The 26586-nt window shown below is 73.5% G+C and carries 27 protein-coding genes and 1 riboswitch; of the genes, 12 read left to right on the top strand and 15 right to left on the bottom strand.

What is annotated here, in order from left to right; all coding sequences use genetic code 11:
• Positions 1-2: 2 nt before the first annotated feature.
• Positions 3-443, bottom strand: coding sequence for an Lrp/AsnC family transcriptional regulator (locus ACIPLC_RS29445; RefSeq protein ID WP_350883567.1), 441 nt, complete (start codon positions 441-443; stop codon positions 3-5).
• 229 nt (positions 444-672) lie between these two features.
• Here ACIPLC_RS29445 and ACIPLC_RS29440 point away from each other — a divergent pair, with 229 nt between their 5' ends.
• Entirely contained in the window at positions 673-1161 is a 489-nt protein-coding gene (locus ACIPLC_RS29440) for a hypothetical protein (protein ID WP_400476056.1), read from the top strand.
• A 173-nt stretch (positions 1162-1334) separates the two neighbouring features.
• Here the strand turns inward: ACIPLC_RS29440 and ACIPLC_RS29435 are convergent, their stop codons facing one another.
• Positions 1335-2498, bottom strand: coding sequence for an acyl-CoA dehydrogenase family protein (locus ACIPLC_RS29435; RefSeq protein WP_400476055.1), 1164 nt, complete (start codon positions 2496-2498; stop codon positions 1335-1337).
• A 209-nt stretch (positions 2499-2707) separates the two neighbouring features.
• On the opposite strand from ACIPLC_RS29435, the gene ACIPLC_RS29430 reads away from it, so the two are divergent.
• Both ACIPLC_RS29430 and ACIPLC_RS29425 read left to right on the top strand, forming a co-directional pair.
• The gene (locus ACIPLC_RS29430) at positions 2708-3340 is read left to right on the top strand and encodes a uridine kinase (protein WP_400476054.1); all 633 of its coding nucleotides are present in this window, start codon (positions 2708-2710) and stop codon (positions 3338-3340) included.
• 408 nt (positions 3341-3748) lie between these two features.
• On the top strand, positions 3749-5698 hold the full coding sequence (locus tag ACIPLC_RS29425; RefSeq protein WP_400476101.1) for an AAA family ATPase: 1950 nt from the start codon (positions 3749-3751) through the stop codon (positions 5696-5698).
• Between the two features lie 27 nt (positions 5699-5725).
• Here the strand turns inward: ACIPLC_RS29425 and ACIPLC_RS29420 are convergent, their stop codons facing one another.
• The 11 genes from ACIPLC_RS29420 to ACIPLC_RS29370 all read right to left on the bottom strand — a co-directional run bounded on the left by ACIPLC_RS29420 (position 5726) and on the right by ACIPLC_RS29370 (position 15347).
• Positions 5726-6712, bottom strand: a complete 987-nt coding sequence (locus tag ACIPLC_RS29420; protein WP_400476053.1) for an NAD-dependent epimerase/dehydratase family protein — start codon at positions 6710-6712, stop codon at positions 5726-5728.
• A gap of 98 nt (positions 6713-6810) precedes the next feature.
• Complete coding sequence (locus ACIPLC_RS29415; RefSeq protein WP_400476052.1) at positions 6811-7857, bottom strand: hemolysin family protein; 1047 nt, start codon at positions 7855-7857, stop codon at positions 6811-6813.
• Complete coding sequence (locus tag ACIPLC_RS29410; protein ID WP_400476051.1) at positions 7854-9197, bottom strand: hemolysin family protein; 1344 nt, start codon at positions 9195-9197, stop codon at positions 7854-7856. The genes ACIPLC_RS29415 and ACIPLC_RS29410 overlap by 4 nt, the downstream gene beginning before the upstream one ends.
• A 276-nt stretch (positions 9198-9473) precedes the next feature.
• Positions 9474-9914: a PH domain-containing protein gene (locus ACIPLC_RS29405; RefSeq protein WP_400476050.1), complete on the bottom strand. Its 441-nt coding sequence runs from the start codon at positions 9912-9914 to the stop codon at positions 9474-9476.
• Between the two features lie 200 nt (positions 9915-10114).
• Positions 10115-10963 carry an ATP phosphoribosyltransferase gene (gene hisG / locus ACIPLC_RS29400; protein WP_350883551.1) on the bottom strand — a complete coding sequence of 283 codons (849 nt, stop codon included), beginning with the start codon at positions 10961-10963 and terminating at the stop codon, positions 10115-10117.
• Between the two features lie 45 nt (positions 10964-11008).
• Entirely contained in the window at positions 11009-11281 is a 273-nt protein-coding gene (locus tag ACIPLC_RS29395) for a phosphoribosyl-ATP diphosphatase (RefSeq protein WP_400476049.1), read from the bottom strand.
• Between the two features lie 99 nt (positions 11282-11380).
• The gene (gene ribH / locus ACIPLC_RS29390; RefSeq protein ID WP_400476048.1) at positions 11381-11854 is read right to left on the bottom strand and encodes a 6,7-dimethyl-8-ribityllumazine synthase; all 474 of its coding nucleotides are present in this window, start codon (positions 11852-11854) and stop codon (positions 11381-11383) included.
• A gap of 50 nt (positions 11855-11904) precedes the next feature.
• Positions 11905-13212, bottom strand: coding sequence for a bifunctional 3,4-dihydroxy-2-butanone-4-phosphate synthase/GTP cyclohydrolase II (locus tag ACIPLC_RS29385; protein WP_400476047.1), 1308 nt, complete (start codon positions 13210-13212; stop codon positions 11905-11907).
• On the bottom strand, positions 13209-13796 hold the full coding sequence (locus ACIPLC_RS29380) for a nicotinamide riboside transporter PnuC (RefSeq protein WP_400476100.1): 588 nt from the start codon (positions 13794-13796) through the stop codon (positions 13209-13211). Before ACIPLC_RS29380 ends, ACIPLC_RS29385 begins: the two co-directional genes overlap by 4 nt.
• 56 nt (positions 13797-13852) lie before the next feature.
• The gene (locus ACIPLC_RS29375; protein ID WP_400476046.1) at positions 13853-14515 is read right to left on the bottom strand and encodes a riboflavin synthase; all 663 of its coding nucleotides are present in this window, start codon (positions 14513-14515) and stop codon (positions 13853-13855) included.
• A gap of 209 nt (positions 14516-14724) precedes the next feature.
• Positions 14725-14852, bottom strand: a riboswitch (FMN riboswitch).
• Positions 14853-15032: 180 nt separating this feature from the next.
• Entirely contained in the window at positions 15033-15347 is a 315-nt protein-coding gene (locus tag ACIPLC_RS29370; protein ID WP_400476045.1) for an antibiotic biosynthesis monooxygenase family protein, read from the bottom strand.
• Between the two features lie 139 nt (positions 15348-15486).
• On the opposite strand from ACIPLC_RS29370, the gene ACIPLC_RS29365 reads away from it, so the two are divergent.
• Positions 15487-16182 (top strand): MSMEG_1061 family FMN-dependent PPOX-type flavoprotein, encoded by a 696-nt coding sequence (locus ACIPLC_RS29365; protein WP_400476044.1) that lies wholly within the window; start codon positions 15487-15489, stop codon positions 16180-16182.
• A 198-nt stretch (positions 16183-16380) separates the two neighbouring features.
• On the opposite strand, the gene ACIPLC_RS29360 is transcribed toward ACIPLC_RS29365, so the two are convergent.
• Positions 16381-16569, bottom strand: coding sequence for a YegP family protein (locus ACIPLC_RS29360; RefSeq protein ID WP_400476043.1), 189 nt, complete (start codon positions 16567-16569; stop codon positions 16381-16383).
• A 167-nt stretch (positions 16570-16736) separates the two neighbouring features.
• Between ACIPLC_RS29360 and ACIPLC_RS29355 the strand changes: the two genes are divergently transcribed.
• From ACIPLC_RS29355 to ACIPLC_RS29330, 6 genes are all read left to right on the top strand, one after another.
• Positions 16737-17150 carry an HIT family protein gene (locus tag ACIPLC_RS29355; protein ID WP_400476042.1) on the top strand — a complete coding sequence of 138 codons (414 nt, stop codon included), beginning with the start codon at positions 16737-16739 and terminating at the stop codon, positions 17148-17150.
• Positions 17151-17466: 316 nt separating this feature from the next.
• On the top strand, positions 17467-18534 hold the full coding sequence (locus ACIPLC_RS29350; RefSeq protein ID WP_400476099.1) for a glycoside hydrolase family 19 protein: 1068 nt from the start codon (positions 17467-17469) through the stop codon (positions 18532-18534).
• Between the two features lie 176 nt (positions 18535-18710).
• Positions 18711-19799 carry a serine hydrolase domain-containing protein gene (locus tag ACIPLC_RS29345; RefSeq protein WP_400476041.1) on the top strand — a complete coding sequence of 363 codons (1089 nt, stop codon included), beginning with the start codon at positions 18711-18713 and terminating at the stop codon, positions 19797-19799.
• A 326-nt stretch (positions 19800-20125) separates the two neighbouring features.
• On the top strand, positions 20126-20890 hold the full coding sequence (locus ACIPLC_RS29340) for a hypothetical protein (protein ID WP_400476040.1): 765 nt from the start codon (positions 20126-20128) through the stop codon (positions 20888-20890).
• Positions 20891-20990: 100 nt separating this feature from the next.
• Positions 20991-22178, top strand: coding sequence for a thiolase family protein (locus tag ACIPLC_RS29335; protein ID WP_400476039.1), 1188 nt, complete (start codon positions 20991-20993; stop codon positions 22176-22178).
• A 139-nt stretch (positions 22179-22317) separates the two neighbouring features.
• Complete coding sequence (locus ACIPLC_RS29330) at positions 22318-23607, top strand: alpha/beta hydrolase family protein (protein ID WP_400476038.1); 1290 nt, start codon at positions 22318-22320, stop codon at positions 23605-23607.
• Between the two features lie 114 nt (positions 23608-23721).
• Here the strand turns inward: ACIPLC_RS29330 and ACIPLC_RS29325 are convergent, their stop codons facing one another.
• Positions 23722-24264, bottom strand: coding sequence for a winged helix-turn-helix transcriptional regulator (locus ACIPLC_RS29325; RefSeq protein WP_400476037.1), 543 nt, complete (start codon positions 24262-24264; stop codon positions 23722-23724).
• Positions 24265-24385: 121 nt separating this feature from the next.
• Here ACIPLC_RS29325 and ACIPLC_RS29320 point away from each other — a divergent pair, with 121 nt between their 5' ends.
• Both ACIPLC_RS29320 and ACIPLC_RS29315 read left to right on the top strand, forming a co-directional pair.
• Entirely contained in the window at positions 24386-25861 is a 1476-nt protein-coding gene (locus tag ACIPLC_RS29320) for an MFS transporter (protein WP_400476036.1), read from the top strand.
• Positions 25862-26025: 164 nt separating this feature from the next.
• Positions 26026-26505, top strand: a complete 480-nt coding sequence (locus ACIPLC_RS29315; protein ID WP_400476035.1) for a hypothetical protein — start codon at positions 26026-26028, stop codon at positions 26503-26505.
• The last annotated feature ends 81 nt before the right edge of the window (positions 26506-26586 follow it).

Below are 26586 nucleotides of genomic sequence, written 5' to 3'. Positions count from 1 at the left end.
CCTCAGAGCCTCGGGGGTCGCGCCTCGTAGGGGGTGGAGAGGACGACGGTGGTGCGGGTGGAGACGCCGGCGGCGCTGCGGATGCGGGCGAGCAGGTCCTCCAGGTCGCCGGGGGCGCCGACGCGCACCTTGAGGATGTAGTTCTCGTCGCCGGCGACGCTGTGGCAGGCCTCGATCTCGGGCAGGCCGGCCAACCGTTCGGGGGTGTCGTCCGGGGCACTGGGGTCGAAGGGCTTGACCGAGATGAACGCGGTCAGCGCCAGATCGACGGCGTCGGGGTCGATGATCGCGGTGTAGCCGCGGATCACCCCGCGCTGTTCGAGGCGGCGCACCCGCTGGTGCACCGCCGAGGTGGACAGGCCGGTGGCCTTGCCCAGGTCCGTGTAGCTCATCCGGCCGTCCTCTAGGAGCAGCTGGACGATGCGTTGGTCGAGATCCTCCACAGTGCGCAAACCTACCCGGTCGGGGGCACGGGGGGCGCACGCGGTGTCACATCGGGTGCCCGCAGGTGTCAGGCGGGCAAATGCCAGGCGAATGTGGCAGTGGATGTGGCCAAGGACACACCCGGTGCATCACGGTGCACCGGACCGCAGGGTTATGAGCCCGAATCGCAGGGAAGTGCTGGTTGTGGCCCCGGGCGACCACGCCGGGCCCGATCCGAGGGGGATCCTCATGCCGACTGACCAGCGTGCCCTGGGCGCCGACGAGACCGACGATACGACCGGCCGCGACGACCTCGCGGTCGATCACGGCCACGTCCCGGGCATAGACCCGGGCGAGGCCGAGACCTGGGACATCTTCCGGGTGCACTGCCCCGAGTGCCGCCGCCCGATCGCCCTGGTGGCCGACGAGGAGCGGCTGCCGCAGCACGCGCTGCTGCCGACCGCCTGGAACCCCTTCGCCCCCGCGCTGTGCCCGGGTTCGGGCACGCCGACCGACGACCTCGCCGAGGTGGAGACCTCGGCGGACGCCCAACCGGCCGGGCTCGACGCCCTGTTCCGGCTCCCCAGCGAACTCGACTGGCGCACCCAGCCGTTCTCGCACGCGGTGGCGCACCGGCCGGCGCGGACCGCCGCCGTCGCCACGGGAGCCTCCATCGCCCCGGTCGCCACGGTCGCCACGGCCATCCCCGAGCAGCGCCGCCGCCTGGTCCGGCGCTGATCCGCCGGACCGTGCAGGCGGGTTGACGCAGGATCAGAGACGCCTCCGGCCGTCACTCCGCACCCTGGAGTGACGGCCGGAGGCCGTTGTGTGGGGGCTCAGCCCCCGGCTCGACCTCGGCCCGGCCCCGGCCCCTGGTTCGGCCCCCGGCTCAACCTCGGCCCGGCCCCGGCTCAGCCCTTGGTGAGGTGGCGGCCGATCACCAGGCGCTGGATCTGGTTGGTGCCCTCGACGATCTGCAGCACCTTCGCCTCGCGCATGTAGCGCTCGGCCGGGAAGTCCTGGGTGTAGCCGTAGCCGCCGAGCACCTGGACCGCGTCGGTGGTCACCCGCATCACGGCGTCGGTGCAGAACAGCTTGGCCATCGCCGCCTCCTTGGAGAACGGCCGGCCCGCGTCCCGCAGCCGGGCGGCGGACAGGTAGAGCGCCCGCCCGGCCTCGATCTGGGTGGCCATGTCGGCGAGCATGAAGGACAGGCCCTGGAAGTCGGCGATCGGGCGGCCGAACTGGCGGCGGGTGCGCGCGTAGTCGACCGCGAGGTCGAGCGCGGCCTGGGCGACGCCGACCGCGCAGGCGGCGATGCCGAGGCGGCCGGAGTCCAGTGCGGCGAGCGCGATCTGGAAGCCCTGGCCCTCCTCGCCGATCAGCCGGTCGCGGGTGACCCGGGCGCCGTCGAAGTGCAGCTGCGCGGTCGGCGAGGAGCGCATGCCCATCTTGTGCTCCGGCGGCGCGGCCGACAGGCCCTGCGCGTCGCCCGGGACGAGCAGGCAGCTGATGCCCTTGGAACCCTCGTCGCCGGTGCGCACCAGGGCGCTGTAGAAGTCCGCCCGGCCGCCGTGGGTGATCCACGCCTTGGTGCCGTTCACCACGTACGCGTCGCCGTCGAGGTCGGCCCGGGTGCGCAGCGCGGCCGCGTCCGAGCCGGACTGCGGCTCGGAGAGGCAGTAGGCGCCGAGCTGCTCACCGGAGAGCATCCCGGGCAGCCACCGGCCGCGCTGCTCCTCGGTGCCGAAGCCGGCCAGCGCGTGGCAGGAGAGGGTGTGCACGCTCACCCCGAGTCCGACGGCCAGCCAGCCGGCCGCCAGCTCCTCCAGCACCTGCAGGTACACCTCGTAGGGCTGCCCGCCGCCACCGTACTTCTCGTCGTAGGGGAGGGAGAGCAGGCCGGCCTCGCCGAGGGTGCGGAAGACCTCCCGCGGGAAGCGGCCGGCGGCCTCGTCCTCGGCCGCGCGGGGCTGCAGCTCGCGCTGGACCAGGTCCCGGGTGAGGCTCAGCAGCTCGTGGGCCTCCTCGCTGGGCAGCTGGCGCTCCACGGCTTTCACAGGGGACGGGGTCATGGCGGCGGTCGCCTCCTCGATCGGGCACCGGAGCGTGGTGTGGCTGGTCCGGCGCGGGTGTGGCGGGTCGGCCCGACCGGCACCGGATTACGGTGAACGGCCGTTCACAGGCATGGCGATGCGAGTATGCCGGAAACCCGCGCCGCCGTCACGATCACCCAGGAGTAACTGGACGGACTGGTGGGGTACGGCACCGTAGGGTTGCCGTTGTGGCTGCCTCCCGAACCCTCTCCCCCGCCCCTCCGCCCGCTTCCGGCGACGCGGTGGCCTCGCTCGCGGCGGAGTTGCGCGCGCTGCCGCCCTCCTGCGGGCCGGTGCGGCTGGTCGCGGTGGACGGGCACGCGGGTTCGGGCAAGACGACCTTCGCCGGGCGGCTGGCGGCGGCACTCGGCGGGGCGCCGGTGGTCCACCTCGACGACCTGGCCACCCACGCCGAGCCCTTCGGCTGGACCGGGCGGCTGCGCGAGCAGGTGCTGGAGCCGCTGGCGGCCGGCCGGGACGGCGCGTACCGGGTGTACGACTGGACGCTGCGCCGCTTCGCGGGCGCGGCCGCGGTGCCGGCCGCTCCGGTGGTGCTGGTGGAGGGCGTCGGCGCCGGGCGGCGGGCGGTGCGGCCGTGGCTGGCCCGGGTGATCTGGATGGAGTTGGACGCCGCCTCGGCCCGGCGGCGCGGCGAGGAGCGGGACGGTCCGGATCTGGCCGAGTTCTGGGCCGGCTGGGCTCGGGCCGAATCGGCGCATTTCGCCGCCGATCCGAGCCGCCCGTTCGCCGGGACGAGGGTCGACGGGGTGACCGGCCGAATCACGCCGGGCACCGTGGGTGAACCTTCAACAAGCCCTTGACCTGCGGTATCGCCAGGATTTAGGTTCTCCTCAGCCGCCGGAACGGGATGTTCCGGCCGCCTCGGACCCGGCGCCCCCGGCTTGTTCCCCCGTGAGCCGGGGGCGCCGTCCGGTCCCTTTCCGAATCGCGCTCCCCCGTCGCCGTTGCTGGCTCCCGCCCGCTCAACGACCGCTCACGCGATCGCATTTGGCTCCGTGGGCACCCTTCCGGATCAGCGCCACGCCGGTACGATTCCTCGCAGGCGCAGATGCGCCCGGGGGCTTCCGACCACCGGCCCGGCTGCACGCAGGCAACCCGCCACCGAGCCCCGGGCCAAGCCGCGGGGGGCGTGAGTGACGACGGTGGACAGTTCCGACAGCAACGCGGGCGGCCCGGACCGGCTCGCCGAGCGCGCGTGGCTGCGTGCCATGGACGCCTACACGGCGGGCGCGTACGCCCGCGCCGAGGAGGAGTTCCGCGCGGCCGTCCGGCTGGACCCGGGCATGGCCGACGCCTGGCTCGGCCTGCACGCGCTGCGCAGCGACACCTCGGCGGCGCTGCTGGCCATGTACCGCAACCAGAAACGGTTCGGAGAGCAGCGGCGGCGCCACCGCCGACCGCTCAGTTCCTGGTACTGGCTGGGCTGGTGGGTGCAGCCCGTCCTGGAGGACGCCCGCGACCTCGCGCTGGCGCACGCCTCGCACTGGCTGGACGGCCGCCACCTGGCCGAGCTGGACCGGGCGCTGGAACAGTGCCCGGCGCCCAGCGAGGACGCGTCCGCCCAGTTCCTGTACGCCTGCCGGTCCTATCTGCTCAAGGACTGGGAGCAGTTGATCCGGGACACCGACCGGCTGCTGGACGACCCGCTGCTCGGCATCGAGGCCGGGCTGTTCGCCGGCATGGCACGGGTCCGGCTGGACATGTGCGCCCAGGCGCAGGCGCCGCTGGCCGCCTCGCTGGCCCGCTGCCGCTCCGAGCAGCCCCAGCGCAAGGAGCTGCGGTACTGGCTGGCCCGGGCGTACGAGGGCGCCGGGCGCAGTGCGGCCGCGCTGCCGCTCTACCGGGCGGTGCACCGGGCCGATCCGGTGTTCATGGACACCGCCGCGCGGCTGGCCGCGATCGCGGCGGAGGACGCGTTGGCGGACGACCTGCCGGACGCCCTGCTGGACGGCGGCCTGCCGACGGGCGGGCGGCCGGCCGGGTACGAGGAGGACGAGCCGGACGAAGCCGACGGAGCGGACTTCCAGGACGGGGCCGGGTACGCCACGGCGGGCGGATTCGGCGACGCGGCCCCCGGATTCACCGAGGGCGCCGGGTACACCGGCGGGGTCGGGTTCGTCGAGGGGGTCGGGTTCCTCATGGGTCCAGGCCCGGGCGACGGTTCGACGGCGGACCCGGCGCCGCAGGCGACCGGCGAGCGGTCGGGTTCGCCGGCCGGCTCCGCCGCCCCGCTGCCGCTCCCGGTCCGCGCCGAGGCCCAGCCCCGCACCGCTCCCGTACCCGCCGCCCAACCGGTCGACGATGAGCGCGAGTTGGACGCGGCGCTGGCGGAACTCTCGCTGATGGTGGGCCTGGAGCCGGTCAAACGCCAGGTGCGGGCGCTGTCGGCGCAGTTGCGGATGTCCAGACTCCGGGCCGCGCAGGGCCTGCCGGTCCAGCCGCCCAAGCGCCACTTCGTCTTCTCCGGCCCCTCCGGCACCGGCAAGACCACCGTGGCCCGGATCCTCGGCCGGGTCTTCCACGCCCTCGGGCTGCTCTCCGGCGACCACCTGGTGGAGGCCCAACGGGCCGACCTGGTCGGCGAGTTCCTCGGCCAGACCGCGGTCAAGGCGAACGAGCTGATCGACTCGGCGCTGGACGGCGTGCTGTTCATCGACGAGGCGTACAGCCTCTCCAACTCCGGCTACACCAAGGGCGACGCCTACGGCGACGAGGCCCTCCAGGTGCTGCTGAAACGCGCCGAGGACAACCGGGACCGCCTGGTGGTGATCCTGGCCGGCTACCCCGAGGGCATGAACCGGCTGCTCGCCACCAATCCCGGCCTCAACTCCCGCTTCACCACCCGGGTCGACTTCCCCAGCTACCGCCCCACCGAACTGACCGCGATCGGCGCCGCGCTGGCCGGCCGGGACGGCGACGGCTGGGACGAGGACGCGGCCGAGGAACTGGCCAGCATCTGCACCCACGTGGTCCGCGAGGGCTGGATCGACGAACTGGGAAACGGCCGGTTCATCCGCACCCTGTACGAGAAGTCCTGCGCCTACCGGGACCTGCGGCTCTCGCTGCTGCGCGAGCCGCCGGGCCGGGAGGACCTGGCGACCCTGCGCCTGCCCGACCTCGTCCAGGCCTACGGGGAGCTGATCGACGGCCGAGGCTGAGACCGGCTCCCCGGGATCGCGCCGGGCTCAGCCCTGGAGCAGCTTCGCCTCGCGCTCGGGGTCGAGCCCGACCTGCGGCCGGTCGGCGCGCAGCGGGGCGACGCCGCCGATCGACCGCAGCCAGGCCCAGGTGTCCTCGACCGTCTCGCCCACCGGCCGGCAGCGCAGCCCGGCGGCGACCGCCCGGTCCACGGACGCGCCGTGCAGGAAGTCGTTCAGCTCGCCGGGCGCCAGCCAGATCGGCAGCTCCGTCCACGGCTCGACGCCGGCCGCCAGGATGCGCTCGGGGTCGGTCCAGCGCAGGTCCGCGTCCGAGCCGGTGACCCGCACGCAGGCCTCCAGCAGCTCGCCCATCGTGGTGTGGCCCGACGGGCTGACCACGTTGTACGCGCCGCCGAGCCGCGCCACCACCGCGCCCAGGAGCCAGCTCGCGAGGTCGCGGACGTCGATGTACTGCAGCGGCAGGTCGTGCGGGCCGGGGGCGAGCACCGGGCCGCCCCGGGCGATCCGGTTCAGCCACCAGGGCAGCCGGCCGATGTTCTCGTGCGGGCCGAGGATCAGCCCGGCCCGGGCGAGCAGGGCGCGCCCGCCGAACTCCGCCTCCAGGGCCAGTTCGGCCCCGCGCTTGGCCTCCGCGTAGGGCGCCCCGCCCTCGGTGTCCGGGGACGACTCGACCACCTTCGCCGACTCGTCCGCCCCGCGCGCCAGCGGGTAGTCGTACACCGACCGGCTGGAGACGTACGCGTAGTGGCCGACCCGGCCGGCCAGCAGCCGGGCGCTGTCGCGCACCGCCGCCGGGGCTCCGGACCAGGTGTCCACCACCACGTCCCACTCCCCCGTGGCCAGCGCCGCGAGCCCGCCCTCGGCGGTGCGGTCGCCCAGCAGTGCGGTCACGCCCGCGGGCGCGGGCTGCGTACCCCGGTTGAGGGCCGTCACCTCCCATCCCCTGACCAGCGCCTCCTCGGCGACGACCCGTCCGACGAAATTCGTTCCACCCAGCAGGAGAAGCCTCATGCCGACCACCCTGCGCCCAGGGTGGTCGGCATGGGAACGGCTGAACGCTCAGAGCGGAATCGCCCGCAGCGGACACGCCGTCAGCGAAAGGGGGAACCTCAGGCGGCGGAGCGGTGGTCCGGGTCGTGCATCTCGCCGACCAGCTCCTCCAGCACGTCCTCCAGCATGACCACACCGAGCGTGCGGCCGTCCTGGTCCAGCACGGCGGCCAGGTGGCAGGTCGCCCGGCGCATCGCGCCGAGCGCGTCGTCCAGCGGGAGGCTGCCGCGCAGCACCGTGATCGGGCGCCACAACCGGGCCGGGACGGGCGCGGACGGGTCCTCCACGTCGAGGATGTCCTTGAGGTGCAGGTAGCCCAGGTAGCCCTGGCCGGCCGGGTCGCCGTCGGTGACCGGGAAGCGCGAGAAGCCGGTGCGCAGGGCGAGCTGCTCGACCTCCGCGGCGGTCACCTTGGTATCCACGGTGACCAGTTGCTCGGGCTTGAGCAGCACCTCGGTGACCGGGCGGTGGCCCAGCTCCAGGGCGTCCTCCAGGCGCTCCTGGCGGCCCTCGTCGAGCAGGCCGGCGTCCCTGGAGTCGACCAGCAGGTACATCAGCTGCTCGGTGGTGAACACCGACTCGACCTCGTCCTTGGGCTCGACCCGGAACAGCCGCAGCACACCGTTGGCGATGGCGTTCAGCAGGCTGATCACCGGGGCCAGCCAGCGGGCCAGCCGGTCCAGCGGCGGGCCGAGCCAGAGCGCGGCCTTCTCCGGCCCCGCCATGGCCATGTTCTTGGGCACCATCTCGCCCATCACCATGTGCAGGAAGACCACGACGGCCAGCGAGATCCCGTACGAGAGCGGGTGCATCAGACCGGACGGGACGCCGATCGCGTGGAACGGGCCCTCCAGCAGACCGGCGATGGTCGGCTCGGCCAGGGCGCCGAGGCCCAGCGAGCAGACGGTGATGCCGAGTTGGGCGGCGGCCAGCATCGCGGACACGTTGGACAGCGCGTGCAGCACGATGCGGGCGCGCTTGTGGCCGGCCTCGGCGAGCGGTTCGATCTGGCTGCGGCGCACCGAGACGACGGCGAACTCGGCGCCGACGAAGAAGGCGTTCCCGAGCAGGAGCAGGACGGCGACGGCCAGTTGGAGCGCGGTCATCGGACGTTCTCCTGGTCGTCTCCGAACGAGGCCGGTGCGCTGGTGCGCTCGACCCGGACCTGGCTGGTGCGGTGCCGGTCGACACCCGTCACGGTGAAGCGCCAGCCCGGCAGCTCCGCCTGCTCGCCGACCTCGGGCAGCTTGCCGAGCAGGTCGGCGACCAGGCCGGCCAGCGTCTCGTACGGGCCGTCCGGGGCGTTCAGGCCGATGGCCTCCAGCTGGTCGATCCGAGCGCGGCCGTCGGCCTCCCAGGCCGGCAGGCCGTCCACCACGGGCAGCGGGAGCAGTTCGGGGCGGTCGGCGGGGTCGTGCTCGTCCTGCACCTCGCCGACGATCTCCTCGACGATGTCCTCGACGGTGACGACGCCGGCGGTGCCGCCGTACTCGTCGACCACGATGGCCATCGGCTGGAGGCGGCGCAGTTGGTCGAGCAGCCGCTCGGCGGGCAGGGTCTCGGGCACCAGCAGCGGCGGCGAGGAGAGCCCGCTCACCCGGACCAGGCCGCGCCGGGCGGCCGGGACGGCGAGGGCGTCCTTGAGGGTCACGATGCCGGTGACCTCGTCCAGGCTGTCGGTGTAGACCGGGAAGCGGGACAGGCCGGTGGCCCGGGTCAGGTTGATCACGTCGGAGGCGGTGGCGTCGCTCTGGAGGGCGGCGACGTCGATCCGCGGGGTCATCACGGACTCGGCGGTCAGCTCGCCCAGACCCAGGGTGCGGACGAACAGGGTCGCCGACTCCTCGTCTATCGCGCCGGCCTTGGCCGAGTGACGGGCCAGCGAGACCAGTTCGGCCGGGGTCCTGGCGTGGTCCAGCTCCTCCTGCGGCTCGACGCCGAAGGCGCGGACCGTGCGGTCCGCCGCCCCGTTGAGGAAGCTGATCAGCGGGCGGCAGGCGAAGGAGAAGGCCATGTGCGGGGCGGCGACCGCGCGGGCCACCTGGAGCGGGCGGGAGATCGCCCAGTTCTTCGGGACCAGCTCGCCGATCACCATCTGCACCACGGTGGCGAGCACCATGCCGACGACCACGGCGACGCCGCGGGCGGCCGACTCGGGCACCCCGATCCCGGTCATGACGGGGCTGAGCAGGGTGGACAGCGCCGGCTCGGCGAGCATGCCGACCACCAGCGAGGTGACGGTGATGCCGAGCTGGGCGCCGGAGAGTTCGAACGAGAGGTGCCGCAGGGCCCGGGCGACGCGGCCGGACTTGGCGTCGCCGGCCTCGGCGGAACGTTCGACCGCCCCGCGCTCGACGGTCACGAAGGCGAACTCGGCGGCCACGAACAGGCCGTTGGCGAGGATCAGCAGGAGGGCTGCGAGCAACAGCAGCCAGGCGGTGATCACAGTGCCGCCTGCCTTCCGCTGACAGGAAGGTGGGCGGCGCAGGTACTACCGGACGGATCGTCCATCGAGGGGGGAAGTCACTCCTCAAGTCGTCTTTCGGGCAGGACGGAAGTTTTGCCCTGCTTTTACCAGCGTAGACCATACCCGGACGATGGTAGGAAGAGTGTTCGGACCCGCCGGACCGAGGATTCCCAGGTCCGGACGGGCCCGGAGGTGCCCTGCGGGGGGGGGAGGCAGGCGACGGCGGCACCGGCGGTGCCGGTGCCGGTGCGGGGCTCAGGCCCGGGCGTGGTGCTCGACGAGGTCGCGCAGGGCGCGGGCGTCCGCGATCGCCTGGTCCTTGCCGACGCCGGACTGGATGCCGACCGCGGCCAGCGAGGTGCCGTCGGCCAGGTCGAGGGTGGCCCACGGATCGCCCTGGCGGAAGTTGACCCGGACGATCTCGGCCCAGGTGAGCCGGCGGCTGCGGACGAAGTTGACCACCGTCACGCCCTGCGCGTCGGCGCGCACCCGGGGGCGGGCCAGCATCAGGCCCACGCACGCGAACAGCACGCCGCTGCCCGCCATCATGATCCGGTCGTTGAGCTGCCAGTTCTCCGGGAGCACCACGGCCATCATGGCGAACAGCACCACCAGCAGCACGCAGACCGGCAGCAGCACGGCGCGGGTGCGGCGCGGCGCCCAGGTGACGGGGAACTCGACGGGCGGCGTGGACACGTGGGGTCTCCGGTGGGGTGGTTCAGGGGAACGGTCGTTCCCGGGAACGACGGTTCCGGGCAGCGGGCGGATCCGGACAGCGACGCGGTGGCGCCGCGGCGGGCGGATCAGGACGAAGGGCGGGGACGCCGGTCAGCGTCCCCGCCCCATTCAACCGTTCCTTACCCGCACCGTGGCGGGCGAGGTCGCCGCCGCGCCGGTCAGAGGCGGCAGGCGTGGATGTTGGTGACCAGGATGGCCCGGGCGCCGATGCCCCACAGGTCGTCCATGATCTGCTGGGCCTCCTTGCGGAGCACCATCGAGCGCACCGCCACCCAGCCCTCGGTGTGCAGCGGGGAGACGGTCGGCGACTCCAGGCCGGGGGTGAGCGCCACGGCGGCGCCGACCTTCTCGGCACGGATGTCGTAGTCCATCAGCACGTAGCGGCGGGCCACCAGCACGCCCTGGAGGCGGCGCAGGAACTGGTCCACCCGGGTGTCCTCGCCCGCGCCCTTGGGGCGGATCACCACGGCGTCCGAGATCAGGATCGGCTCGCCGAACACCTCCAGGCCCGCGTTGCGCAGGCTGGTGCCGGTCTCCACCACGTCGGCGATCACGTCGGCGACGCCCAGCTGCACCGCGGTCTCCACCGCGCCGTCCAGCTTGGTGACGGTCGCCTTCACGCCGTGGTCGGCGAGGTGCTGCTCGACCAGGCCGGTGTAGGAGGTCGCGATCCGCAGGCCCTCCAGGCCCTTGACGTCCTCGACGGCCACGCCTTCGGGGCGGGCGAAGCGGAAGGTCGACGCGGCGAAGCCGAGGGCGAGCACCTCCTCGGCGTTGGAGTGCGAGTCCAGCAGCAGGTCGCGGCCGGTGATGCCGATGTCCAGGCGGCCGGAGCCGACGTAGACGGCGATGTCGCGCGGGCGCAGGAAGAAGAACTCGACCTCGTTGTTCGGGTCGACGAGAACGAGCTCCTTGGGGTCCTTCCGCTGGCGGTAGCCGGCCTCATGGAGCATCTCCGCCGCGGGACCCGAGAGCGAACCCTTGTTGGGGACGGCGATGCGCAGCATGGGAGGTTGGTTCCTTACCTGTGGGGAGGGATGTGCGGTTCGGGTTTAGAGGTACTTGTAGACGTCGTCGAGCGTCAGCCCGCGGGCGATCATCATCACCTGAACGTGGTACAGGAGCTGTGAGATCTCCTCGGCGGTCTGATCGTCCGATTGGAACTCGGCGGCCATCCAGACCTCGGCGGCCTCCTCGACGACCTTCTTGCCGATCGCATGGACGCCCTGCTGGGCGAGCTGCGCGGTACGGGAGGACGAGGGGTCGCCGGTGGCGGCCTTCTGCTGGAGCTCGGCGAAGAGCTCCTCGAATGTCTTCGAAGCCATGATGGACTCACCTTACGGCGTGCGGGCTGACCGACGGTAAACGGTCCCGGACCGTGGACAGTCCGCTGGACGTCCACGGCCCGGGTCGGGGCGGTCCGTTCAGAGCGCGGCGCGCAGCACCGCGGCGGTCGCGACGGCGGCGGTGACGGCCTCGTGGCCCTTGTCCTCCGCGGAGCCGGGCAGGCCCGCGCGGTCGAGCGCCTGCTCCTCGTCGTCGCAGGTCAGCACGCCGAAGCCGACCGGTACACCGGTGTCGACGGTCACCTGGGTGAGGCCGGCGGTGGCCGCCTGGCAGACGTAGTCGAAGTGCGGGGTGCCGCCGCGGATCACCACACCGAGGGCGACGACCGCGTCGTAGCCGTGGTCGGCGAGGCGCTTGGCGGCGACCGGCAGCTCGAAGGTGCCGGGGACGCGCAGCACGGTCGGCTCGGCGACGCCCAGTTCCTTGAGCGCCCGGTGGGCGCCGTCCAGCAGGCCGTTCATCACCTCGTCGTGCCACTGGGCCGCGACGACGGCGACCTTGAGGTCGGCGGCGCCGTCGATGGTCAGCTCGGGGGCTCCGTGGCCGCTCATGTTCGTACTTCCTGTCCGTCGTGTGGTGGGGGTGGGGCGTGCGGGCGTGGTCAGGAGTCGAGGCCGGGCAGGTCGTGGCCCATCCGGTCGCGCTTGGTGCGCAGGTAGCGCAGGTTGTGCTCACCCGGCGCGATCTCGACCGCTTCGCGCCCCTTGACCTTGAGACCGTGCTCGGTGAGCGCGGTGAGCTTCTCCGGGTTGTTGGTGAGCAGGGTGAGCGAGCGGACGCCGAGGTCCACCAGCATCTGCGCCGCGATGCTGTAGTCGCGGGCGTCGGCCGGCAGGCCGAGGTCGAGGTTGGCGTCGACGGTGTCGCGCCCCTGCTCCTGGAGCTCGTAGGCGCGCAGCTTGTGGGCCAGGCCGATCCCCCGGCCCTCGTGGCCGCGCAGGTAGAGCACCACGCCCCGGCCGGACTCGGCGATCTTGTGCAGCGAGGCCTCCAGCTGGGGGCCGCAGTCGCAGCGCAGCGAGCCGAAGACGTCTCCGGTCAGGCACTCCGAGTGGACCCGGACCAGGACGTCCTCGCCCTCGGGCAGCCGGCCGTCGGCGCCGAGACCGCCGGCCACCAGGGCGATGTGCTCGACGCCGTCGATGGTGCCCTGGTAGCCGACGGCGGTGAAGTCGCCGTGGACGGTGGGCAGGGCGGTGACGGCGGCCCGGTCGACGTGCAGTTCGGTGCGGCGGCGGTAGGCGATCAGGTCCTCGATGGAGATGATCGCGAGGCCGTGCTCGCGGGCGAAGGCCACCAGCTCGGGCAGCCGGGCCATGGTGCCGTCGTCGTTGACCACCTCGGCGATCGCACCGGCCGGCGACAACCCGGCGAGTCGGGCCAGGTCGACGGCGGCCTCGGTGTGGCCGGGGCGCACCAGCACGCCGCCCTCGACCGCGCGCAGCGGGAACACGTGCCCGGGGCGGGTGAGGTCGCCGGGCTCGGTGCCGGGCGAGGACAGCAACCGGACGGTGCGGGCGCGGTCGGCGGCGGAGATGCCGGTGTCGACCCCCTCCCGGGCGTCCACCGAGACGGTGTACGCGGTGCCCTTGCGGTCCTCGTTGACCTGGGTCATCGGCGGCAGCTTGAGCCGGTCCAGCTCCTCGCCGGTCAGCGGGGCGCAGATCACGCCGGAGCTGTAGCGGATGGTGAAGGCCATCAGCTCGGGGGTGGCGGCGGAGGCGGCGAAGACGATGTCGCCCTCGTTCTCGCGGTCCTCGTCGTCGACCACGATCACGGCGCGGCCGAGGGCGATGTCGGCGATCGCGCGCTCGACCGGGTCGAGGACGAGTGCGAGGTCGCGGTCGCGGTCGTGGTCTCGCTTGTGGCCGAGGTCGCGGTCGCGGTCGGCGGTGTGGTTCTCGGTCATACCGTGGCTCCCTGCGGGACTGTGGCGGAGTTGACGCGCGGCTCACGGCTGCTCAGCCACCACGAGCGCAGGCCGAGCAGCACCAGGACGAAGTAGATCGAGTAGGTGAGACCGGAGAAGGGGAAGCCGTTGTCGAAGGCGAGCGGGACGCCGACCACGTCGACGGCGATCCAGGCGAACCAGAACTCCAGCCAGCCGCGGGCCTGGGCGACCATCGCGGCCAGCGTGCCGACGAAGATGTAGGCGTCCGACCAGGGGCTCCAGGACAGGCTGGGGTGGGCCGTGAACAGCCAGGCCAGCGCGACCGTGCCGACCGCGGTACCGGCCACCAGGGCGGCCCGCTCGGGCCAGGTGGCGAACCGGACGGCGATCGTGCCGGTGTCCCGGCGGCCCCGCCGCCACTGGGCCCAGCCCCAGCCGGCGGCGACGAGCACGATCAGCTGCTTGCCGATCAGGCCGGGGACGTGGCCCCCGAGGTAGGCGGCGATCAGCACGGCGCCGGACAGGAGTTGGAGCGGCCAGCTCCAGACCGAACGGCGCCAGCCGAAGGCCAGACCGGCCAGGCCGAGCAGGTTGCCGAACATGTCGGCCCACTTCACGTGCTCGCCGAAGACGGTGAACGCTTCTCCGCTGAGCCAGTTCACTTGGACTCTCCGGCGATCGTCGGGGGAAGGGTGCGGGAGTCGAGCAGCCGCTCGACGTACTTGGCGAGCACGTCCACCTCCAGGTTCACGCTCTCGCCGACGGCCTTGGCGCCGAGCGTGGTCAGCGCGAGGGTCGCGGGGATGAGGCTGACGGTGAAGCTGTCCCGGGCGGCCTCCACCACGGTGAGGCTGACGCCGTCGACCGTGATCGAGCCCTTCTCCACCAGGTAGCGGGAGATGGTGCCGGGCAGCGAGAAGCGCAGCACCTCCCAGCGCAGGTCGCCGGCCGCGTCGCGCTCGCCGGGCTCGCGGCCCAACAGCGTGCCGGTGGCGTCGACATGGCCCTGGACGAGGTGGCCGCCGAGCCGGTCGCCGAGCGCCATGGCGCGTTCCAGATTGACCCGGGAGCCGGGCTTCAACTCGCCGAGGCTGGAGCGGTGCAGCGTCTCGGCCATCACGTCGGCGCTGAACTCGCCGGTGTCGGCCGCCAGTTGGTCGGAGCTGTCGACGACGGTCAGGCAGACGCCGTTGACCGCGATGGAGTCGCCGTGCCGCGCACCCGTACAGACCACCGGGCCGCGCAGGCGGATTCGCGAGGAGTCGCCGATCTCCTCGATCGACACGACCTCGCCGAGCTCTTCGATGATGCCGGTGAACACCCGGGTTCTCCTCGCGCTTGGGGGCGCGGACTCCGGGGCGGCAGAGGGAGATGACACGGACGGGCAACGGTGCACGAGCCGACGGCACGACCCGTCGCCGGGATGCCGAGGCCGCCGGGGGATCGCTCGCCCGGCCCGGGAGACACCTCTCCCGCCGTTCACCTGGCCGTGGTCCACCGGGGGACCACGGATACTGCTCTTCGTCCGCCCGCGCACGCCTCCCATCCGGACTTTAACCGTCGGTCCAGGAATTTCACCTGGTCAACCGGCCGCTGGCTGCGGACGGGTCGCGGACTGTAACCGCCGGTTCGGATTTTCACCGACCCCGGAGTGCGCTGAACGTCACTGCTGTTGTGGTCATTCTGCCACGGCGTGCGCAAGCCCAGGGAGAGCCTTCCGCTGTGGCCTGTTTCACGCGGGTGCGGGGAATGTGCGGCCGGGTGGTAGGTCGCGCCCACGAACATGACGGACGCGGGCGCGGCGCGCGACCGACGCGGGCGCGGCGCGACCGACGCGGTCAGAGCGTGACGGGCGCGGCGATCGACGTGAAGTGGGAGACCACCGGCGGGTGCGCGAGGTAGCACAGCTCGCCCTCCGACCAGACCGGCCGGATCCGCCACATCGGCCCCGCGTACCCGCGCAGGGCCTCCTCGTCGCGCCAGCGGCTCACCACGAGCACCCGGTGTCCGTCCTCGGTCACCGAGCGCAGCAGTTCGCCGCCGAGACAACCGTCGGTCCGCCCGAGCTGCGGGATCACCTGGGTTGCCAGCACCGCGCAGAATTCCTCGATGCGACTGGCCAGGACCTGCCCGGCCCAGATCCTCACGATCACGACCACCACCTCCGAGCGGAGCGCCTGGCCCCATTATCAGGGTAAAACCGCTGGTGGGGAGGGTTAGGGCGGAAGCTTTACGGAGGGCTGCACCGCCGGCGGCCGGAGCGCCGGGAAGGGGCTCGGCTAGATTTCCGGTATGACCAGCACACCGGAATCTGTCAGTTCGTCAACCGCCGTCCCGGACGCGCCGGGCAGCCTGTTCGCTGCTCTCAGCGCGGGGGCGCTGACCGACCCGGCGCAGCTGCGCGAGATCTACGAGCAGCCCGGCGAGCACGCGCGCCACAAGCAGGTCGCCCACCTGCACGAGGTCGCGCGGCGGCTGATCGCCTGCTCCTCGCTGGTGTTCGTGGCGAGCTCGGACGCCGCCGGGCGCTGCGACGTCTCCCCGCGCGGCGGACCGGCCGGAGTGGTCTCCGTCCTCGACGAACACACCCTGGCCATCCCGGACGCCACCGGCAACAAGCGGTTGGACACCCTGCACAACATCCTGGAGAACGGCCGGGTCGGGCTGCTCTTCGTCGTCCCGGGCCGGGACACCACGCTGCGGGTCAACGGGCGGGCCTGCGTCTCCACCGACCCGGAGCTGCTGCGGCAGCTGACCGCCGTCGGCAAGCCCCCGCGCAGCGCGATCGTGGTGGCCGTCGAGGAGGTGTACGCGCACTGCCCGAAGGCCTTCCTGCGCGGCTCGGCGTGGAAGCCGGAGAACTGGCTCGCCAAGGACGCGCAGCCGACCTCGGCCGAGGTCACGCTCTCGCACCTGCGGGACGACTCGCTGACCATCGAGATGATCGAGCAGAACGAGCGGGAGGCGCTGCTCTACCGCTACGAGTGACGACCGCTACGGGTGGCGGCTGTTGGTGGCCCTGCCGGTGACACCTACTGGCGGCACCTGCTGGCGGCACCGAGCCGGCCGCCACACGGCGTGGTGCCGCGTGGCGGCCGGCGCTCGGCACTCGACGCGCTCAGGCGGCAGGCGCCCGGCGCGGTGCAGGCGGCAGGCGCGGTGCAGGCGGCGGGCGCCCCGGCGCGCTCAGGCGGCCTTGGGCAGGTCCACCACCGGCGCGTCGGTGGCCGCCCGCTGAACGGCCTCGACGCCCTTGTGGGCGGCCTCCTTGCTGGAGTAGCCCTGGCCGGTGGCGACGATCTCGCCGTTGCCCGCCTTGAGCCGGAACCGGTACTTGCCGCCGGCGTCCTCGTAGACCTCGAACTTGCCCGCCATCGGGCCACCTCCTCGTGCGGCGCGCGGCGCGCCTCTGGTCGACCCCCTCCAGCACGGTGCGCCCGCCGACCGGGCCGCCGCACCCGCTCGGGGGCCGGACGGGTGACGCCGCGCAACCGCGCGATCGCGGAGGTGCCGGGGCGGCCGCCCGTGGTTTGAATGGACGGATGGACTGCGTCTTCTGTGCGGTGGTGGCGGGCGAGGAGCCCGCGCACCGGGTGCTGGACGACGAGGCGGCGGTGGCCTTCCTGGACCGGCGGCCGCTGTTCCCCGGCCACGTGCTGGTCGTCCCGCGCGCCCACCACCGCACCCTGGCGGACCTCCCGGCCGCCGAGGTGGGGCCGTTCTTCCTCCAGGTGCAGCGGGTGGCCGCCGCGGTGGAGCAGGGGCTGGGGGCGGCGGGCAGCTTCGTGGCGACGAACAACCGGATCAGCCAGTCGGTGCCGCACCTGCACGTCCACGTGGTACCGCGCAATCCGAAGGACGGGCTGCGCGGCTTCTTCTGGCCGCGGGGGACGTACCCGGACGAGGCGGGGGCGGCGGAGGTCGCGGCCCGGCTGCGGGCGGCGCTCGGGGACTGACGGGGAGCGCGGGACCGAGGGGGCGCGCAGGGCCGAGTGGGCGCGCAGGGGCTTCGGGGCGCGGGGGTTTTCGGGTTCGGTGGGGTTCGCGCGGCCTGTCGGCGGCTGCTCGCCCACGTTTGTAAGCCAGTTTCACCAACTGCCTTGACAGGTATAGAACACTCCGCTTGAGTCGGCTTCGCGGCCCCGCACCGGCCCACACCCCGGTCGGCCGCCCCTCCGGCGCGCCCCCGCCCGGGGCCCGGCCCCTCTGCCCGCTCAAGTCCCTGTCACGACGACGTGCGGCCCCCACCGCACAAGGGGTGATGACGTGTCGATGAAACGCCTGCTCGCGCTGCTCTCCGCCGTGGTCACGGCGCTGGCGGTCGCGGTGCTCCTCCCCGCCTCCGCCAGCGCCACCGCCTGCGGCACGCCGTGGAGCGCGGCCACCTCCTACACCGGCGGCACGGCCGTCTCGTACGACGGGCACAACTGGACCGCCAAGTGGTGGACCCAGAACGAGCCCCCGAGCACCGGCGGCACCGGCGTCTGGGCCGACCAGGGCTCCTGCGGCGGGTCCACCGACCCGACGCCGACCCCGTCGTCCGGCACCTGCGACTACCCCGCCTGGGTGGCCGGCCACGCCTACGTCGCCGGCGACATCGTCCGGTACACCAACGGCGGCTACTACCGTGCCACCCACGACAACCCGGGCTACGACCCGGTCATCAGCACCTGGTACTGGGAGCCGTACAGCTGCGGCTCGACCCAGCCGCCCAACCCGGGCGGATTCCCGGTCAGCCAGGCCCAGTTCGACCAGATGTTCCCGGGCCGGAACTCCTTCTACACCTACCAGGGCCTGATCGACGCGCTCAGCGCCTACCCCGGCTTCGCGGGCACCGGGAGCGACACCGTGCGCCGGCAGGAGGCCGCCGCGTTCCTCGCCAACGTCAGCCACGAGACCGGCGGGCTGGTGTACGTGGTCGAGCAGAACACCGCCAACTACCCGCACTACTGCGACACCTCGCAGCCGTACGGGTGCCCGGCCGGGCAGGCCGCGTACTACGGGCGCGGGCCGATCCAGCTGAGCTGGAACTTCAACTACAAGGCCGCCGGCGACGCGCTCGGCATCGACCTGCTGAACAACCCGAACCTGGTGCAGACCGACCCGGCGGTGGCCTGGAAGACCGGCCTCTGGTACTGGAACACCCAGAACGGGCCGGGCACCATGACCGCGCACAACGCCATGGTCAACGGGTACGGCTTCGGTGAGACGATCCGCAGCATCAACGGCTCGCTGGAGTGCAACGGCAACAACCCCGCGCAGATGCAGCACCGGATCAGCCTCTACCAGAGCTTCGTCCAGATCCTCGGCACCGACCCCGGGGGCAACCTGAGCTGCTGACGGCCCGCTCCCCCTCCCCGTCACGCGCCCCGCCACGCCCGGACCGATCATCACACCGTGGTGCCCGTACCTTGCCGAGCGTAGTGGGGCGTACTCCTGCGGGAGCAGCGGAGGGGGGTCTAAATCGTCGTTCCGGCGGACGACTTCGCAGGTCGCGGCGGCCTAGGCTCACAGTCATGAACGAACTCGCCCGCCTTGTGCAACAGACCGCCGACCGGCTCGCAGGCCAGCACGTCGGCGCGGTGGTCGCCGGGCTGGCCGACGGCGGCGTGGAGATCCACGGCGCCGGGCGGACCGGTCCGGGCGGCGCCGCGCCCGGGCCGCACACCCTGTTCGAAGTCGGTTCCGTCACCAAGGTGTTCACCTCGCTCGTCCTCGCCCGGCTGGTGCTCGCCGACTCCGGTGGGGCCGCCACCGGACTCGACGAACCGCTCGCCGAGGTGCTCGCGGACGTACTCGCCGACGTGCGGCCCGGCGGTGTCACCGTCCCGGCCAGGGGCGGGCAGCCGATCACCCTGCGGCACCTCGCCACCCACACCTCCGGGCTCCCCCGGCTGCCCCGGGGCCTGCTGGCGACGGCGCTGCTCAATCCCAACAAGCCCGATCCGTACGCCCATTGCAGCACCGAGTACGTCCTGGCCGGGCTCGCCCGGACGAGACTGCGGGCCAGACCCGGGCGCGGCTTCCGCTACTCCAACCTCGGCGCCGGGCTGCTCGGCCTGGCCCTCGCCCACCGGGCCGGCACCGGTTACGAGGAGTTGGTGGCGCGTGAGATCTGCCGGCCGCTGGGACTGGTGGACACCCACCTGCACTCGGACCGGGAGCAGTCCGAGCGCCTGGCGCACGGGCACACCTCCCGCGGGCGGCCCGTGCCGTACTGGGACCTCGCGGACATCCCCGGCATGGGCGGGCTCCGGTCGACCGCCTCCGACCTGGCGATACTCCTGCGGGCCCAGTTGGCCGCCGGCCGCGAGCCGGACGCGCCGCTGGCGCCCGCGATCACCCTCACCCGGGAGACCCGGCACCGGGTCAACCCGTTCGCCTGGATGCACCTGGGGTGGCTCGGCCACCGCCTGCACACCCAGCAGGGCGGCCACCTGCAGATCTGGCACAACGGCGGCACGGGCGGGTTCCGCTCCTTCGTGGCCTTCGATCCGGAGAAGCAGGTGGGGGTGGCGGTGCTGGTCAACACCCGCCGCTCCGCCGATCCGGCCGGGACGGCCCTGCTGCGCACGCTGCAGAACGAGTACGCGACGACGAGATGAGGTGATTGGACGGGGCAGGTGGAGGGCGCGGCGCGGTCGGCGCCGCAGTCAGGTCGGCGACGTAGGGAGGTGGACGACGCAGGGAGGTGGAGGACACGGTGCGGTGAAGGACACGGTGCGGTGAAGGACACGGTGCGGTGGTGGGCCGGGGTCGAGTGGAGGACCGGGTGAGGCCGTCGACGGAGTGAGGTGGAGGATGGGGTGAAGCCGATTCGGGGCCAAGAGGTACGAATTGGCCCTGTACGAGGGCGCGGCGATCAGTCGATGCTGAAGATCTGACAGTCGTGGTTCCGGTTGTGGTGTTCGCTCAGCGGGAGGTGGCCGAGGTGACAGTCGTGTGGCCCTTGGCGCGGGCGCGGTCGGTCGCGGGCGGCGGCGGGCGGCTCGGCCGGGCGGTGCGGGTGTACCGGCGGTTCCGGCCGCTGCCGTGGCGGGCGCGGGCATGGGTGGACACCGCGGCGGCCACCGTCGCCGGGGTGGCCTGGCTGGCGACCGGGGAGTGGTGGCCCGCACCGGTGGTCGCCGCGGCGGCGATCACGGCCGCGAGCGGGTACGGGCGGCTGCGGCCGGCACCGGGCCTGCGGGCCGTCCGGGTGCACGAGCACGGGTTGGTGCTGGTCGGGGCGGACGGCGCGGAGCGGCCCCTGCCGTGGAGCGCGGTGGAGGCCACCGAGTACTCCCCCGGCGGGCGGCGCGGGGTGGGCGAGCAGGGCCGGATATGGCTGGTCGGCGCGGACGAGCCGCTCGCACTGGCGCAGCTGCGTCGGCTGGACGGGCTCTTCCGGGAGCTCGACGAGCGGCTCCGCCCCACCCTCCGGGCCGCGCTGCACGAGGCGCTGCTCACCGAGGGCGGCGTCCGGTTCGCCCGGGGGCGGCTGACGCTGACGGCCGGCGGGCTGGTGCACCGGCCACCGCACCCGCTCGCCGCGACGGAGGCGTTCCGGTGGGCGGAGGTGCGGTCCGCACGGGCCTCGGCCCTCGGGGAGCTGGAGATCCGGACGCACTCGGCCGGCCTGCCGCTCACCTTCCCGGTGCCGAACGCCGGCGCGGCGGCGGCCTTCGTCGAGGAGGTCCGGGCCCGGAGCCTCTGAGCGGCGGACGATTCAAGGGTTGGATTTCCAAACTCGTAGCTCTACAGTGAGTTCGGTTCCCCAACCGTTCCCATCCGCCCGCACAGAAGAGTCGGCCGCCATGCGCGACGCCGTGATCGTCGAAGCCGTCCGCACGCCCGTCGGGAAGGGCAAGCCGGGAGGAGCGCTCTCGGGCGTCCACCCGGTGGAGTTGCTGGCCCACACCCTCCAGACCCTCATCGGGCGCAGCGGTGTCGATCCGGCCCTGGTGGACGACGTGATCGGCGGCTGCGTCGACCAGGTCGCCGAACAGGCGATGAACACCACCCGCTACGCCTGGCTCGCCGCCGGGTTCCCGGAGTCCGTCCCGGCGACCACCGTCGACCGGCAGTGCGGCTCCTCCCAGCAGGCCGTCCACTTCGCGGCGCAAGGCGTCATCGCGGGGGCCTACGACCTGGTGGTGGCCTGCGGGATCGAGTCGATGAGCCACGTGCCGATGTGGTCCAACGTGCCGCCGGGGGCGGACCCGTTCGGCGCCGCGGTCGCCGCCCGCTACCCGGGCGGGCTGATCCCGCAGGGCGTCAGCGCCGAACTGATCGCCGCCAAGTGGTCGATCTCGCGCGAGGCGATGGACGAGTTCGCCACCGGCTCGCACGCCAAGGCGGCACGGGCCCACGCGGACGGCCGGTTCGCGGCCGAACTGGCCCCGGTGCCGACCGACGACGGGCGGCTGGTGACGGCGGACGAGTCGGTGCGCCCGGGCACCACGCCCGAGGTGCTGGCCGGCCTGCGGCCGTCCTTCGCCGACCCGTCCTTCGCCGAGCGCTTCCCGCAGATCAACTGGTCGGTGACGGCGGGCAACAGCAGCCCGATCAACGACGGCGCCTCCGCCGTGCTGATCACCAGCAGCGAGACCGCCGCCCGGCTCGGCCTGCGCCCGCTGGCCCGGCTGCACTCCTTCGCCGCCACCGGCTCCGATCCGCTGCTGATGCTCACCGGAGTGCTGCCCGCCACCGAGCGGGTCCTGCGGCGCTCCGGACTCTCGCTCGCCGACATCGACCTGTTCGAGGTGAACGAGGCCTTCGCCAGTGTCGTCCTGGCCTGGCTCCAGGAGACCGGCGCCGACCCGGCGAAGGTCAACGTCAACGGCGGCGCGATCGCCCTCGGCCACCCGCTCGGCGCCAGCGGCACCCGGCTGATGACCACCCTCGTGCACGAACTGCGTAGACGCGGCGCCCGGTACGGACTTCAGACCATGTGCGAGGCGGGCGGCCTGGCGAACGCGACGATCCTGGAGGCGCTCGATTAGGGCCCGTCCGGGGGGCGGATCGGGCCGGGGGCACCCTGGTCCGGCCGACCCCTAAGGGTCCCCACCTGCATGCCCGGAAGGGATCTATCCGTCGCTGAGGGGACGTCAACTTCCGGTGCCCCGGCCTACCGTCCCTCACATGAGCCGACTTCGCACCACCGCAGCCGCGGCAGCCCTACTGCTCGCCCTGCCCCTGTCCGTCGCCGCCGCCGCACCGGCCCTGGCCGCGCCCGCCGCCCCGGTCGGCGCCTCCACCTCCGCCCCGGTCGGCGCCTCCACCTCCGCCCCGGTCGGCGCCTCCACCTCCGCCCCGGTCGGCGCCTCCACCTCCACCTCCGCCTCGGCCTCCGCCTCCGCCTCGGCCTCCAGTCCGGCCGCCGTCCACGTCGACCTCCCGCGCCCGACCGGCCCGTACGCGGTCGGGCAGGAGATCCTGCACCTGGTGGACCAGGACCGCCCGGACCCGTGGGTCCCCTCCGCCGGTCCGCGCCAGCTGATGGTGTCGATGTACTACCCCGCGAAGGCCGGGACGGGCAGCGCCGCCCCGTACATGACCCCCGAGGCCGCCCGGATGCTGCTGGACGGGAAGCTCCCGGGCAACACCATCCCGACCGGGGCCGTGACCGGCACCCGGACCTGGGCGAAGTCCGACGCGCGCCCGCAGGGCGGCCACTTCCCGCTGGTGGTGCTGTCGCCGGGCTTCACCATGCCCCGGGCCTCGCTGAGCAGCCTCGCCGAGGACCTGACCAGCCGCGGGTACGTCGTCGCGCTGGTCGACCACACCTACGAGAACACCGGGACGACGTTCCCCGACGGGCAGACCCTTCCGTGTCTGCTCTGCGACAAGCTGACGACCCCGGAGTCCTGGGCGGCCGTCGACAACAGCCGGGCGAAGGACGTCTCCTTCGTCATCGACCAGCTGACCGCCCGCCCCCACCCCGCCTGGCGCTACGCCCGCATGATCGACCGTGACCGGATCGGGATGGCCGGGCATTCGGCCGGCGGCGCCTCGGCCGTCCCGTCCCTGCTCACCGACGACCGGATCCGGGCCGGGGTGGACCTGGACGGCACCATGGACGTCACGGTGCCCGCCTCCGGAATCGGCGGCAAGCCCTTCCTGATGATCGGCCACCCGCTGCCCGACGGCGCCGAGGACAGCAGTTGGACGGAGAGCTGGCCCCACCTCGACGGCTGGAAGCGCTGGTTGACCTTCGCCGGCTCCAACCACGGCACCTTCACCGACTTCCCGCTGTTCTTCGAGAAGCTCAACCTGCCCGAGCCCCCCGGCACCACGATGTCCGGCCAGCGGGGCATCGAGCTCACCCGCTCGTACGTGGCGGCCTTCTTCGACATGCAGCTGAAGGACGTGCAGCAGCCGCTCCTCGACGGGCCGGCCGCCGCCAACCCGGAGGTGACGTTCCACCCGTGACCGGGACGTGGTGTGCGCGGCCGTCGGCAGCCTGCCGGCGGCCGCGTCGCCGTTCGCCGCTTGCCGCTTGCCGCTTGCCGCCCACCGCTTGCCGCTTGCCGCTTCCGCCCGCCGCTAGGCGGCCAGCGCCGCCGAGGCAATCGGTTCGAGCAGCCGGTGCGGGCGCACCAGGGAGCGGGAGACCGGGTCGTCCCGGTGCCCGCCGCCGCGGGCGGGGTTGGGCCGCATCGCGACCTCGGCCGGCGGGACGGGTGCGCCGCCGCACCGCGGGCAGGCGCCGACGACGTCCAGGTCGGTGCCGCAGACGGCGTGCGCGAACAGGTGGTGCGGGCCGCCCGCGGTCGCGTGCCGGCCGCCCCAGCGGCTCAACTGGTAGATCGGTCCCCACAGTTCGAGGCCGGTCTCGGTGAGCAGGTAACCGTGGCGCAGCGGCGCCTGCTGGTACGGCTCCTTGCGCAGCACTCCGGCCGCGACCAGGGCGTTGAGGCGGGCGGTGAGGACGGCGCGGGGGATGCCGAGGTGGGCGAGGAAGTCGTTGAAGCGCTGCACGCCGTAGAAGGCGTCGCGGACGATCAGCAGGCTCCAGCGTTCGCCGACCACCTCCAGGGCGCGGGCCAGTGCGCAGTCCTGCCATGCGTAGTCGGTTCCCAGCGCCATGCGGGCCAGCCTAGTCCACCCGGACCGTGAGTTCAATGACCAGACCAATGGTGGTAGCGTGCCGATCGAGACGAAGGTTCATTCACCAGACCCATGGGTCCGCGCTCCGGAGGGAACACCCATGTCCCCCGCACCACCCGGCTCCTCCCCCAGCACCGGGCCCGCCCTGCCCGCCCGGCCCGGCGCCACCCTGGCCGCCACCGCGGCCGCGACCGCGCTGGTCACCGTCGCCTACACCGCCCCCACCGCCTCGCTCGCCGCCACCGCCCAGGCCGCCCACCTCGGGGCCACCGGACGGACCTGGATCCTCACCGGCACCCTGGTCGGCATCTCCGCCCTGCTGCTCACCGCCGGCAGCGCCGCCGACGACCACGGCCGCAAACGGGTCTTCACCTTCGGTGTCCTACTGTTCGCCGCCGCCGAGGCGCTGGCCGCGCTGGCCCCCGGCGGCGCCGTCTACCTGGCCGCCCGGGTGCTGCTCGGCGTCGCCTCGGCCGCCGTCCTGGCACCCGCGCTCGGCCTGATCAGCCACGCCCACCCGCCCGGACCGGGCCGGATCCGGGCACTTGGGGTCTGGGGCGCCGCCGTCGGCCTCGGCATCGCGGTCGGCCCGGTGTACGGCGCGCTGGTCGAGCAGTGGGCCGGCTGGCGCGCGGTCAGCGGCGGGATCGCGGTCGTCTCGGCCGCCGTGGCGGCGTACGCGGCCGCCGTCCTCACCGAGTCGCGGGCCGAACGGCCGCGCGCCCTCGATCCGTACGGGGTGCTGGCGCTGGCCGGCGGGACGACCTGCCTGATCGCCGGACTGGCCGAGGGGCGCGGCGGCTGGGGGCGGCCGGTGGTCGTCGCGCTGCTGGCGCTCGGGGTGCTGCTGCTGGCGCTGTTCGGGCTGGTCGAGGCGAAGGTCCGGGAGCCGATGCTGGACCTCTCCCTGTTCCGCAGCCCCGGCTTCGTCGCCGCCACCGGCGGGGCGCTGTTCACCGGGCTCTCACTGGTCGGCTTCATGAGCTACCTGCCGACCCTGCTCCAGGGCGTGCTGGGCCTGTCCGGCCTGGCCGCGGGCGGGGTGCTGGCACTCTGGTCGGGCCTGTCGGTGCTGTCCGCACTCCAGGCACGGCGGCTGGCGGCGCACCTGTCGGCCACCGCACAGGTCGCCGTCGGGCTCGCGGTCTGCGGCCTCGGCGAGGCGGGCCTGTACGGGCTGGCGCCCGGCTCCGGCTGGCTGCGACTCGCGCCGGGCCTGGCGGTGGCGGGCGTCGGCAGCGGGGTGCTCAACGCGGCGCTGGCCCGGCTGGCGGTCAGCAGCGTCCCGGCGCACCGGGCGGCCATGGGCTCCGGCGCCAACAACACCTCCCGGTACGTGGGCTCGGCGCTCGGCGTCGCGGTCACCGTGGCCGTCGCGGGCTCGGCCCGACCGGGCGGCCCCGGCCGGGAGGCCGCCGCCCGCGCCCTGGCGGCGGGCACCGACCGGGCCGTCCTGGTCGCCGCCGCCCTGTGCCTCGTCGGCGCACTGCTCGCCCTGGTCGCCCGCGCCGCCGAAGCCCGGGGCGACGGCGACCCGGAGGCGGCCCCGGCCCGCGAACGGATCGCGACGCGGTGAAGCGCGGGAAGTCGGCCTGACCGACTTCCCGCGCTCGACCGCCGCCGGGCCTCCCCCGGGCTTGCTCTCCGGGGCTTGCTCTCCGGGGCTTGCTCTCCGGGGCCGACCTTGCAGCTCCTTCATCCGCCGACCGGTAGCCCGTCTGACATGGGAAGATGCCCCGCATGAGGGACACGGAACGGGCGTGGCTGGACGAGACGGACCTCGGGCTGTACGTGCTGTGCCCGGAGGCCGCCGTCGCCGAGTGGACGGGCGAGGAGTCGGAGGAGCTCTACGGCGAGTACGCGGCCGCCCTGCCGGTGCCCAGGCACGGCGACACGGTCGTCCTCGCCGGCCTCGCGATGCCCGTCCGCTGGCTGGCCGAGGACCGGGTCTTCGTCCGCTCCTACTCCGCCTCCGACGAGGCGTTGCCCGACGTGGCCGAGCTGCTGCGCTCCGGGGCCTGGGTGGATGGTCCGGTGGTCGAGCTGACCGCCGGGCGGTACCTGCTCGCCGACGTCCTGTACGAGGGCGAGCGGATCCTCGCTACCGGCGACTACCTGACCGTCGAGGTGCCGCCCGGCCGGTACCTCGTGCAGTCCCTGAACGACGAGGTCGACGAGCTCGGCGAGTTCTTCCTGGAGCGCCTGCTGCCGCTGCGGTGAGCCCGCTACGGTGAGCGGTCCGCCGGGGCCGCGTGCGAAGATGGCAGGGCTGGTGGGGACGATCTCCGGACGGTTTCTCTG

The organism is Kitasatospora sp. NPDC086801 (assembly GCF_044745805.1).
GTDB lineage: Bacteria > Actinomycetota > Actinomycetes > Streptomycetales > Streptomycetaceae > Kitasatospora.
The sequence above is the reverse complement of the archived record's forward strand: the minus strand, read 5'-3'. Positions and strand labels throughout refer to the sequence as shown.

Coding starts and splice junctions, on each gene's coding strand:
- ACIPLC_RS29440 (WP_400476056.1), top strand. CDS start 673: ATGCCGACTGACCAGCGTGCCCTGGGCGCCGACGAGACCGACGATACG.
- ACIPLC_RS29435 (WP_400476055.1), bottom strand. CDS start 2,498: ATGACCCCGTCCCCTGTGAAAGCCGTGGAGCGCCAGCTGCCCAGCGAG.
- ACIPLC_RS29425 (WP_400476101.1), top strand. CDS start 3,749: ATGGACGCCTACACGGCGGGCGCGTACGCCCGCGCCGAGGAGGAGTTC.
- ACIPLC_RS29420 (WP_400476053.1), bottom strand. CDS start 6,712: ATGAGGCTTCTCCTGCTGGGTGGAACGAATTTCGTCGGACGGGTCGTC.
- ACIPLC_RS29415 (WP_400476052.1), bottom strand. CDS start 7,857: ATGACCGCGCTCCAACTGGCCGTCGCCGTCCTGCTCCTGCTCGGGAAC.
- hisG (WP_350883551.1), bottom strand. CDS start 10,963: ATGCTGCGCATCGCCGTCCCCAACAAGGGTTCGCTCTCGGGTCCCGCG.
- ACIPLC_RS29395 (WP_400476049.1), bottom strand. CDS start 11,281: ATGGCTTCGAAGACATTCGAGGAGCTCTTCGCCGAGCTCCAGCAGAAG.
- ribH (WP_400476048.1), bottom strand. CDS start 11,854: ATGAGCGGCCACGGAGCCCCCGAGCTGACCATCGACGGCGCCGCCGAC.
- ACIPLC_RS29385 (WP_400476047.1), bottom strand. CDS start 13,212: ATGACCGAGAACCACACCGCCGACCGCGACCGCGACCTCGGCCACAAG.
- ACIPLC_RS29380 (WP_400476100.1), bottom strand. CDS start 13,796: ATGTTCGGCAACCTGCTCGGCCTGGCCGGTCTGGCCTTCGGCTGGCGC.
- ACIPLC_RS29365 (WP_400476044.1), top strand. CDS start 15,487: ATGACCAGCACACCGGAATCTGTCAGTTCGTCAACCGCCGTCCCGGAC.
- ACIPLC_RS29360 (WP_400476043.1), bottom strand. CDS start 16,569: ATGGCGGGCAAGTTCGAGGTCTACGAGGACGCCGGCGGCAAGTACCGG.
- ACIPLC_RS29355 (WP_400476042.1), top strand. CDS start 16,737: ATGGACTGCGTCTTCTGTGCGGTGGTGGCGGGCGAGGAGCCCGCGCAC.
- ACIPLC_RS29350 (WP_400476099.1), top strand. CDS start 17,467: ATGAAACGCCTGCTCGCGCTGCTCTCCGCCGTGGTCACGGCGCTGGCG.
- ACIPLC_RS29345 (WP_400476041.1), top strand. CDS start 18,711: ATGAACGAACTCGCCCGCCTTGTGCAACAGACCGCCGACCGGCTCGCA.
- ACIPLC_RS29335 (WP_400476039.1), top strand. CDS start 20,991: ATGCGCGACGCCGTGATCGTCGAAGCCGTCCGCACGCCCGTCGGGAAG.
- ACIPLC_RS29330 (WP_400476038.1), top strand. CDS start 22,318: ATGAGCCGACTTCGCACCACCGCAGCCGCGGCAGCCCTACTGCTCGCC.
- ACIPLC_RS29325 (WP_400476037.1), bottom strand. CDS start 24,264: ATGGCGCTGGGAACCGACTACGCATGGCAGGACTGCGCACTGGCCCGC.
- ACIPLC_RS29320 (WP_400476036.1), top strand. CDS start 24,386: ATGTCCCCCGCACCACCCGGCTCCTCCCCCAGCACCGGGCCCGCCCTG.
- ACIPLC_RS29315 (WP_400476035.1), top strand. CDS start 26,026: ATGAGGGACACGGAACGGGCGTGGCTGGACGAGACGGACCTCGGGCTG.